This window comes from Streptomyces sp. GLSS-08, assembly GCF_056387915.1.
Genome location: NZ_JBWJAQ010000017.1, coordinates 124,804 through 134,355, shown reverse-complemented (window position 1 = coordinate 134,355; position 9,552 = coordinate 124,804). Strand labels below are relative to the sequence as shown.

Annotated in this window: 7 protein-coding genes and 1 riboswitch; of the genes, 4 read left to right on the top strand and 3 right to left on the bottom strand. The window is 72.5% G+C overall.

Features of this window, described 5'->3' with window-relative positions; genetic code table 11:
* Positions 1-275 precede the first annotated feature (275 nt).
* Both AC0ZLC_RS26815 and AC0ZLC_RS26810 read left to right on the top strand, forming a co-directional pair.
* Complete coding sequence (locus tag AC0ZLC_RS26815) at positions 276-1,601, top strand: ATP-binding protein (protein ID WP_476754518.1); 1,326 nt, start codon at positions 276-278, stop codon at positions 1,599-1,601.
* 5 nt (positions 1,602-1,606) lie between these two features.
* A complete protein-coding gene (locus AC0ZLC_RS26810) occupies positions 1,607-2,380 on the top strand; it encodes a LuxR C-terminal-related transcriptional regulator (RefSeq protein ID WP_476754531.1) in 774 nt (257 codons plus the stop codon).
* Between the two features lie 10 nt (positions 2,381-2,390).
* Here AC0ZLC_RS26810 and AC0ZLC_RS26805 read toward each other — a convergent pair whose 3' ends face one another.
* Together AC0ZLC_RS26805 and AC0ZLC_RS26800 are read right to left on the bottom strand one after the other, a co-directional pair.
* Positions 2,391-3,017, bottom strand: a complete 627-nt coding sequence (locus AC0ZLC_RS26805) for a hypothetical protein (protein ID WP_476754517.1) — start codon at positions 3,015-3,017, stop codon at positions 2,391-2,393.
* A gap of 151 nt (positions 3,018-3,168) precedes the next feature.
* Positions 3,169-4,245 carry a C40 family peptidase gene (locus tag AC0ZLC_RS26800; protein WP_476754516.1) on the bottom strand — a complete coding sequence of 359 codons (1,077 nt, stop codon included), beginning with the start codon at positions 4,243-4,245 and terminating at the stop codon, positions 3,169-3,171.
* A gap of 461 nt (positions 4,246-4,706) precedes the next feature.
* Between AC0ZLC_RS26800 and AC0ZLC_RS26795 the strand changes: the two genes are divergently transcribed.
* Complete coding sequence (locus AC0ZLC_RS26795; RefSeq protein WP_476754515.1) at positions 4,707-5,060, top strand: hypothetical protein; 354 nt, start codon at positions 4,707-4,709, stop codon at positions 5,058-5,060.
* 95 nt (positions 5,061-5,155) lie between these two features.
* Here AC0ZLC_RS26795 and AC0ZLC_RS26790 read toward each other — a convergent pair whose 3' ends face one another.
* A complete protein-coding gene (locus tag AC0ZLC_RS26790) occupies positions 5,156-6,388 on the bottom strand; it encodes a C40 family peptidase (protein ID WP_476754514.1) in 1,233 nt (410 codons plus the stop codon).
* A 38-nt stretch (positions 6,389-6,426) separates the two neighbouring features.
* A riboswitch (cyclic di-AMP (ydaO/yuaA leader) is annotated at positions 6,427-6,598 on the bottom strand.
* Positions 6,599-6,989: 391 nt separating this feature from the next.
* Here AC0ZLC_RS26790 and pcrA point away from each other — a divergent pair.
* Positions 6,990-9,497 carry a DNA helicase PcrA gene (gene pcrA / locus AC0ZLC_RS26785; RefSeq protein ID WP_476754513.1) on the top strand — a complete coding sequence of 836 codons (2,508 nt, stop codon included), beginning with the start codon at positions 6,990-6,992 and terminating at the stop codon, positions 9,495-9,497.
* The last annotated feature ends 55 nt before the right edge of the window (positions 9,498-9,552 follow it).

Genomic DNA, 9,552 nt, shown 5'->3' with positions numbered 1-9,552 from the left:
CCTCGCCGGCTCCGTGCGCGCGCGGCTCGCCGCCGGCCGGCGGGCCCGCCGCGGCGGCCCGCGGACCGGAACCGGCCGGCCGGGCGCCCGGGCCGGGGTCCGGCTCCGCTGCCGCGTGCTGCTGATCTGTCATGAGTCCATGGTGACGGGCGAGGGGCCGTGAGGGGAGCCGGGATGACCCTGGCCCGACCCTGAGATCGTCCCTGACGAGGCCGGGGGGAACCGTTCGGACACCGGGCTCCCGAAGATCAGGGGAGTCTCGGGGGCCGACCCTGATGCTCCGGCCCGCCGCTCGTGTGAACATCGATGGCATGCCGGAAGCCGCAGCACTGCCCCTCGACGTTCCGTGGCCCCCGCGCAAGCTCTACCGCAGCAGCGACGGCCGCTGGCTCGGGGGCGTGGCGCGGGGGCTCGCCGGGCACCTCGGGCTGCCCGTCGTGTGGGTGCGGCTGGTGTTCGTCGGCCTGTTCATGGCGGACGGGCTGGGCGCGCTGCTGTATGCGGCGTTCTGGTTCTTCGTGCCGCTGGGAGTCGGCGGCGTCGACGCCGGGCGGCCGCCGTCCGTGACCACCGAGTCCGCGCCCGACGGCCGGCGCAGACTCGTGGCCCGCAAGCCCGACCGGGGCCAGATCGTCGCGCTGCTGCTCATGGTCGTCGTGGCCATGGTCTTCGTGGGCAATGTGAATCTCGGCGGGGGAGCCAAGGCCTATCTGTGGCCGACCGTGCTCGTCGGCGCGGGCGTCGCCCTGGTCTGGCGCCAGGCGGACAACGCGCGGCGGGCCCGCTGGATGGAGGTGGGCCGCCGCAGACGCACGCTCACCCTGCTGCGTTCCGCCGCCGGCGTCCTGCTGGTCACCGCGGGCGTGTCGGGCATCTTCGTGCTCCAGGGCTCCGCGGCCCATCTCGGCTCGGTCCTCCAGGCGGCGCTCGCGGTCCTGGTCGGCATAGCGCTCCTCGCCGGCCCCTACCTGGTCCGTATGACCCAGGACCTCTCCGAGGAGCGGCTGATGCGCATCCGCGCACAGGAGCGGGCGGAGGTCGCCGCCCACGTCCACGACTCGGTGCTGCACACCCTGACCCTGATCCAGCGCAACGCGGAGAGCGCGGGCGAGGTCCGGCGCCTGGCCCGCGCCCAGGAGCGCGACCTGCGCGTCTGGCTCTACAAACCGGAGGGCACCGGCAAGGACGAGGCGGAGGAGCCGGACACCCTCGCCGAGGCGGTCCGGCGCAATGCCGCGGAGGTCGAGGACAAGCACGGCGTTCCCATCGAGGTGGTCGTCGTCGGGGACTGCCCGCTCGACGACGGGCTCGGCGCACAGATGCAGGCCGCGCGGGAAGCGATGGTGAACGCCGCCAAGTACGGTGGCGAGGGCGGCGCGGTGCAGGTCTTCGCCGAAGTCGAGGGGCGGACGGTCTTCGTGTCCGTCCGGGACCGCGGTCCCGGCTTCGACCTCGACGCGATACCCGCCGACCGCATGGGCGTCAGAGAATCGATCATCGGCCGCATGGAGCGCAACGGCGGCACGGCGCGGTTGCGCGCGGTGCCGGACGGCGGCACGGAGGTCGAGCTGGAGATGGAGAGGGCGGAGAGTACGTCATGAGTGACGTGAGCGGGCCGGACGAGGCCAAGGGGTCCGCAGGGCCCGGAAGTTCAGCCGAAGCGGGCGCCTCGACGGCCGGCGAGTCCACGGGGGCGGCCGGAGCGGCCGCCACGGACGGGCGCCGGGCGCGGGTCGTCCTCGTCGACGACCACCGCATGTTCCGTACGGGGGTGCAGGCCGAGATCGGGGAGACCGAGCGGACCGGCGTGGAGGTGGTCGGCGAGGCCGCCGACGTCGACCAGGCGGTCACGGTGATCACGGCCACCCGACCCGAGGTGGTGCTCCTCGACGTCCACCTGCCGGGCGGCGGCGGCGTCGAAGTGCTGCGCCGCTGCGCTCCGTTGATGGCCGACCCCGAGCAGCCGGTGCGTTTCCTCGCGCTGTCCGTCTCGGACGCTGCCGAGGACGTGATCGGTGTCATCCGCGGCGGCGCCCGTGGCTATGTCACCAAGACGATCACCGGCAGTGACCTCGTCAACTCCATCTTCCGGGTCCAGGACGGCGACGCGGTCTTCTCGCCCCGCCTGGCCGGGTTCGTCCTCGACGCCTTCGCCTCGACCGACGCCCCGCCCGTCGACGAGGACCTCGACCGGCTCACCCAGCGGGAGCGCGAGGTTCTGCGCCTCATCGCCCGCGGCTATGCGTACAAGGAGATCGCCAAGCAGCTGTTCATCTCCGTCAAGACGGTCGAGTCCCACGTCTCGGCGGTGCTGAGAAAGCTCCAGTTGTCGAACCGCCACGAGCTGACCCGCTGGGCGACGGCGCGCCGGCTGGTGTGAGCCGTCGGGCTCAGCGGGCTGTTCCGGCCGCCGCCGGTCCGAGCATGCGCAGCGCCCACCGGTAGTGGCGTACGGCCTTCGCGATCCCGATCAGGCCGGTCAGCCACAGGATCAGACCGGTGCCCGTCCCGAGGGCGACGTCGCTGTGGGCGTTCGGCTCGGCCCCCGCGACCGCCGCGAGGGACGCCCACAGGCCGATCGCGCACATGCCGGCCGAGGAGAGCAGCCAGAAGAGGCTGAGGCCGGGTGAGCGCAGGCGGGCGTCCGTCGGCGGGTGGCTGTCCAGCACCAGCCAGGCGTCCAGGAGTTGCTGGATCTGGCGGTCGCGGCGCACGCCGACGGCGATCGCGACGACGGGCGGGGCGAGCGAGGCCAGGCCGAGGAGCGCGAAGATCGGCCCGAGGACGAAGCCGGTGGGATCGCCCTGCTCGAACTGCTGGATCGGGAGCACCAGCAGCGCCCACCCGATGATCGCCGCGAGCGACAGCAGCCAGAGCAGCAGCACCCGGTGCACCCCGAGGCTCCGCGCGCGCAGCTCCTCCAGGGCCCGTCCCCGGTCGGCAAGCAGCGCCGACCGGTCCGGCCAGGTCCGCGTGTGCCACGGCGGCGGAAGCGGTGGCAGCAGGGAGTGCGGCATCGGGACCTCTCGAGCGGCGACGGGCGTCGATGATGCGGGGCGACGACGGGCGGCGGTACGCGACTGTCGTCGACGCTACCGCGCGAACGTGCCCATGCCATCAGCGCGTACCCGCGTCCGGCCGGAATCCTTCACTTGCCGTACGGGGTCCTCACACCACCCGCGTAGCCCCCGCGAACGGCATCTGGTCGATCGGGGCCAGCCGCACCGGCGCCGACGGGTTCGGGGCGTGGATCATCCTGCCCTGCCCCACGTAGATGCCCACATGGCTGATTCCGGAGTAGAAGAAGACCAGGTCGCCCGGGCGGAGTTCGGCGCGGGAGACCCGTCGTCCCGTGCCGATCTGCGCGTACGTCGTACGCGGCAGTGCGACGCCCGCGGCGCGGTACGCGGCCTGCGTGAGCCCTGAGCAGTCGAAGGCGTCGGGGCCGGTGGCGCCCCACACATAGGGGCGGCCGATCTTCTGGTAGGCGTACGCGACCGCGGCCCCCGCGCGGGAGTCGGGCGCCGTGGCCGACGCGGCCTCCGCACCGCCGCCGGACGGCAGGACGCCCGGGGCCCGCGCGGACGAACGGGACGGGTGTCCGGTGCCGCCGGCCGCCCCGAACCGCGCCCGCTGCTCGTTCGTGAGCCGGGACAGCAGTTCCCGTGCCTTCCCGAGCTTCTCGTTGATCTTCTTCTTCTGGCGTTTCAGCTCCGCCTGCCGTGACGTGAGGGAGGCGAGCTGGAGGTGGGCGGTGCCGCGCAGCTGCCTGATCTCCCGCAGCTGCTTGCGTACGTCCTTTACGGCCGAGGCCTGCCGGCTCCCGGCGCGTTCGGCGAGCGCGGCCCCGTCCAGATACCGGTCGGGGTCGTCGGAGAGCGCGAGCTGCAGCGCGGGGTCGAGGCCACCGCTGCGGTACTGCGCGGTGGCGATGGAACCCAGCGTGTCGCGGGCCGAGTCGAGGCGGTCCGTCCGGCGTGCCGCCTCGTCCTGCAGCGTCTCCAGCCGCTGCTGCCCGCTGTCGGCCTTCTCCTTCGCCCCGTTGTACTTCTCGGTGGCCGCCTCCGCCTCCTGGTACAGCTTGTCGACCTTGGCCTTGACCTGCGCCGGGGTGAGCTGCGGTTCGGCGTACCCCGTGCCCTCGAACGCCGTTGCCGTCGCCGCGCCCGCGAGGGCGATGGTGGCGGCGGTGCGGGCCGTCCGGCCGCCGAACGAACGGTGTCCGGGCTTGCGGTGCGATGCCACGAGGGCACACGTCCTTTCGCGAAGACTCGGGCCGCACGACCGCCAAAGCGGGAGGCGGTGACGCGTCCGGCGGCGGCCCGCACAGGGGGACGGGGCGCCGCCGGACCTTTCGGCGGAAGTGGCCGGTGCCGCCCCTGGCCGGGCGGCGGTGGAGAGCCGGTCACCTGGGGGAGGACGCTAAACGTGGGCGGGCGGGGGCCGTGACGGCATGTGCGGAAGTGGCGGGAGTGGACCGCCGGGTGACCGTATGCGACCGCGATCCCGGGCCGCGGGTGTCGGCTCGACGCCGAGTACTGACCGATGCGGCGGTTGTCCGGGTGGCAGGGGAGGCCCCGGTGCTATGAGCCCACGCGGTCGCTCAGGTGACTCAGGTGACTCAGGTGGGCAGGGGGGCGGGGCCAGGCCGGTCGGGGGAGGCCGGTGCGGGGAGACGCCGGGGCGCCCGATTAGGCTCCGGCCCCATGGACGTACTCATCCATTTCTTCGTCGGCCTGCACATCATCGGGATCGCCGCGCTGCTCGGCGGCTTCCTCACCCAGCTGAAGGCGATGGGCCGGGGCACCGCCCGGTTCGTCCCAGCGATGCTGCACGGCGCGCTCACCATGCTGGTCACCGGTGTCGTACTGGTCGGCCTCAACCAGGCCGACGACAACCCGCTCGACAACATCAAGCTCGGCGTGAAGCTGGCCCTGCTGATCGTGATCCTCGGTCTCGTCTACGTGAAGCGCGACGAGGAGAAGGTCGAGAAGGGCGCCTTCGCCGCGGTCGGCCTGTTGACCACGGCGAACATCTTCATCGCGGTGCTCTGGACCTGAAGGTCCTGAGCCTTCTCGGACCACCGTCGGCCGGTGTCCGGCGTGACCCGGGGGATCACGCCGGACACCGCGTCACGCCTGACGCGGTCCCGCCCTCACGCCGGGCGTACCACGCTGTGGATCGACGACTCGCCGCCGTGGTGGAGCGGCTCCTCGCGGACGTAGGCGCCCGGCCTCCAGGCGTGGATCATCATCCCGTGGCCGGCGTAGAGCCCGACGTGGCCGCTGTCGTCGTCGAAGAACACCAGGTCACCGGGGGCGATCTCGGAGGGCGGGACGCTGGTGCCCGCGCCGGCCTGGTCCCGGGTGGTGCGGGGCAGAAAGACACCGGCGGCCATCCACGCGGCCCGCGTGAGACCCGAGCCGTCGTACGAGTCCGGGCCCATGGCGCCCCAGACGTACGGCTTGCCGATCTGCGCCCGGGCGTAGGCGAGCACCTTCCCGGCCGTGGTGGCGTAGGACGGACCGTCCGTGGTGAGTACCGTGCCGGCCGTGGTGGCGTAGGACGGACCGTCCGTGGTGAGTACCGTGCCGGCCGTGGTGGCGTAGGACGGGTCGTCCGTGGTGAGTACCGTGCCGGCCGTGGTGGCGTAGGACGGACCGTCCGTGGCGAGCACCGTACCGGGCGTAGGGGCGTACGAGGGGGCGTCCGCCGTGCTGCCCGGGCCGTCGGCCGGGGAGTCCGGGTCCTGCCGGGCGGGCGCCTCCGGGCGAGGCTTCTCCTGGGCGGTCTGCTGCTGGGCCGGCTCCTCGGTCCTGCGCTCCGCGGCTTCCCGCTGCCGCTCCTCGACCGCCGTGAGCCGCGCTTTCTCCGCCGCGGTGAGCTGCGCGAGCAGTCCGCGGGCGTCGGCGAGTTTCCGCTGCACCTGCGCCTTGGCCGACTTCAGCGTCCGCTGCGGCACGGCCGGTTTCTCCGGCCCCCCGGCGGCCTCGGACCCCTTGCGCACCGTCGCCGCCTGCTCGGCGGTGTGGCCGGCCGGCAGGACGGGGGCGGTGTCGGAGACGGCGGCCCCGGTGCGGGACAGGGTGACGGCGTACGGAACCGGTTCCGCGCGCGCGGTGGGGGGCCTCTCGGTGCGGCCGGCCACGTCGTCGCGGGGGGTGTCGTCCCGCGTGCGCTGCTTGGGGCTCTTCTCCCTGGCCGTGTTGTACCGCTGGGTGGCCGTCCCGGCCTGGTGATAGAGGTCGTCCACCTTCTTCTGGACTTCCTCGCGACTGGGCTTCGAATCGGCCGAGGGTGCGGCGTTCGCGGTCTGCGAGAGCAGGGCCACGGAGGTGAGGGCCGCCGTGGCGAGACCCGGGACCCGTGCGCCCGCTACGCGCGTCACTGCGGGACGCGTTGTGCGTTGCGACGCCAAGAGAGGCGACTCCTTCCATGATCCGCCTACCGGGTTAGCTGTCGGGTTCGGGCGGGTGGTTCGGAAGGGTTGCCCTACGGTCCTCGCCCGGACGGGCGGTCGGACCGATTCACCCCGAAGATCGGTGGGTCCCCGGTTCCGGCCGCCGCGTGGGCGCGCCGGATTCGGCGGAGGCCGCGCGGCCCGGCGTCGTTCGCCGGTTGGGTCGGGCGGCCTGACCGGCACGTTAGCCAACTCGTGTGGCTTCTGTGAAGGTTGATGGCCGATATGCCCGATACGTTTTTGTGACCTTCTTTTCGGGGGTCGCTTCGCACCTCCGGCCGACTCGGTGTCCGGACGGTCTCCGCGGTCCGCGTGACGTGGCGTGCGTCTCGTCCGTGCCGGTCACCCGAGGTGACGGTGCGGATCCGGAGGGCGAGGCGGGGTCGGGCGGCGGGCTCCAGGCAGGGGGAACGTGTCCGGCGGGCGGCCTCCCGCGTGGTGCCGGAGGCCGCCCGTCCGCTTCTGGGAGACCCGTGGAGTCCCGACGTGGCCACGGGCTGTCAGTGGGGCGGCCTAGACTCGGAAGGCGATGAGCAGCCTCTTTGACGACAGCTTCCTGGCGGACCTCAAGCCCTCCGGGGCCCACGGGGAAGAGCCCCCGCCGCCGCCCGAGGACGGGACGCCGGAGCAGCTTCCGGACGACCTGTTCGGCGGCCGTTTCGACGTGCCCCCGAGCCGGGACGCGTACTACCGCGACGGTGCGGCACGCCCCGCCGTGGACCCGGCGACGCTGCTGGACGGGCTGAACGAGAACCAGCGCGCGGCCGTGGCGCACGCCGGTTCCCCGCTGCTCATCGTGGCCGGCGCCGGGTCGGGCAAGACCCGCGTGCTCACGCACCGCATCGCGTATCTGCTGGGCGAGCGGCACGTGCACCCCGGCCAGATCCTCGCGATCACCTTCACGAACAAGGCCGCGGGCGAGATGAAGGAGCGCGTCGAGCAGCTCGTCGGCCCGCGCGCGAACGCGATGTGGGTGATGACCTTCCACAGCGCGTGCGTCCGCATCCTGCGCCGCGAGTCGAAGCGGCTCGGCTTCACGTCCTCGTTCTCGATCTACGACGCCGCGGACTCCAAGCGCCTCATGGCCCTGGTCTGCCGCGACCTGGACCTCGACCCGAAGCGCTACCCGCCCAAGTCGTTCAGCGCCAAGGTCTCGAACCTGAAGAACGAGCTGATCGACGAGGAGGACTTCGCCGCCCAGGCCGCCGGGGCCTCCCGGACGGAGTCGGGAGGAGGTTTCGAGGAGACCCTCGCTCAGGCCTACGCGCTCTACCAGTCGCGGCTGCGCGAGGCCAACGCGCTCGACTTCGACGACCTGATCATGACGACGGTCAATCTGCTGCGCGCCTTCCCGGACGTGGCCGAGCACTACCGCCGCCGCTTCCGCCATGTCCTCGTCGACGAGTACCAGGACACCAACCACGCGCAGTACGCCCTCGTCCGCGAGCTCGTCGGCACCGCCGAGCACCCCGTGGACGTGCCGCCGGGCGAGGACGACCTGCCGCCCGCCGAGCTGTGCGTCGTGGGTGACGCCGACCAGTCGATCTACGCCTTCCGCGGCGCGACGATCCGCAACATCCTCCAGTTCGAGGAGGACTACCCGGACGCGACGACGATCCTGCTGGAGCAGAACTACCGCTCCACCCAGACGATCCTGAGCGCCGCGAACGCGGTCATCGAGCGGAACGAGTCCCGCCGCCCCAAGAACCTGTGGACCAACGCGGGCGCGGGCGCGCGGATCACCGGCTACGTCGCCGACACCGAGCACGACGAGGCCCAGTTCGTCGCCGACGAGATAGACCGCCTCACGGACGCGGGCGAGGCCAAGGCGGGGGACATGGCCGTCTTCTACCGGACGAACGCCCAGTCCCGTGTGTTCGAAGAGGTCTTCATCCGCGTCGGCCTGCCGTACAAGGTCGTCGGCGGCGTCCGGTTCTACGAGCGCAAGGAGGTCCGCGACGTCCTCGCGTACCTGCGCGTGCTGTCGAACCCGGAGGACTCGGTCCCGCTGCGCCGCATCATGAACGTGCCCAAGCGCGGCATCGGAGACCGGGCGGAAGCCATGATCGACGCCCTCGCCCAGCGGGAGAAGATCAGCTTCCCGCAGGCACTGCGCCGTGTCGACGAGGCGTACGGCATGGCGGCCCGCTCGACGAACGCCGTCAAGCGGTTCAACACGCTGATGGAGGACCTGCGGACGGTCGTCGAGTCCGGCGCCGGCCCGGCGACGGTCCTGGAGGCCGTCCTCGAACGCACCGGTTATCTCGCCGAGTTGCAGGCCTCGACGGACCCGCAGGACGAGACCCGGATCGAGAACCTCCAGGAACTCGCCGCCGTGGCACTGGAATTCGAGCAGGAGGCCGGAGAGGGCGAGACCGCCGGCACCCTCGCCGAGTTCCTGGAGCGTGTCGCCCTCGTCGCCGACTCCGACCAGATCCCCGACGAGGAGGACGGCAACGGCGTCATCACCCTGATGACCCTGCACACCGCCAAGGGCCTTGAGTTCCCGGTCGTCTTCCTCACCGGCATGGAGGACGGCGTCTTCCCGCACATGCGCGCGCTCGGCCAGACCAAGGAACTGGAGGAGGAGCGGCGCCTCGCGTACGTCGGCATCACGCGCGCGCGGGAGCGGCTGTACCTGACACGTTCCTCCATGCGCAGTGCCTGGGGTCAGCCTTCGTACAACCCGCCGTCCCGCTTCCTGGAGGAGATCCCGGACGCGCATCTGGACTGGAAGCGCACGGGAGGCATGGGCCCGGTGGCCGCGGGCCCCGTCTCGGGTGTGGCGGCCTCGCTCTCCTCGTCGCGCTCGCGGTCCGCCGCCTCCGGCGCGTCCGGCTTCGCGACGCGCCGCGGCGTCGCCGAGAAGCCGGTGGTCTCCCTGGCCGTCGGCGACCGGGTCACCCACGACCAGTTCGGCCTGGGCACGGTCGTCGGAGTGAAGGGCACCGGCGCCAACGCCGAGGCCACGGTCGACTTCGGCGAACCGAAGCCGAAGCGGCTGCTGTTGCGCTACGCGCCTGTCGAGAAGCTGTAGGGAAACCCGGCGCGCCCGGCGTCCACGGGCCCGGCCCGGGCATCACCGCCCGGGC

Bases quoted from the DNA above. Each gene is read 5' to 3' on its own strand.
- AC0ZLC_RS26815 (WP_476754518.1), top strand. From the start codon at position 276: ATGCTCCGGCCCGCCGCTCGTGTGAACATCGATGGCATGCCGGAAGCC.
- AC0ZLC_RS26805 (WP_476754517.1), bottom strand. From the start codon at position 3,017: ATGCCGCACTCCCTGCTGCCACCGCTTCCGCCGCCGTGGCACACGCGG.
- AC0ZLC_RS26795 (WP_476754515.1), top strand. From the start codon at position 4,707: ATGGACGTACTCATCCATTTCTTCGTCGGCCTGCACATCATCGGGATC.
- pcrA (WP_476754513.1), top strand. From the start codon at position 6,990: ATGAGCAGCCTCTTTGACGACAGCTTCCTGGCGGACCTCAAGCCCTCC.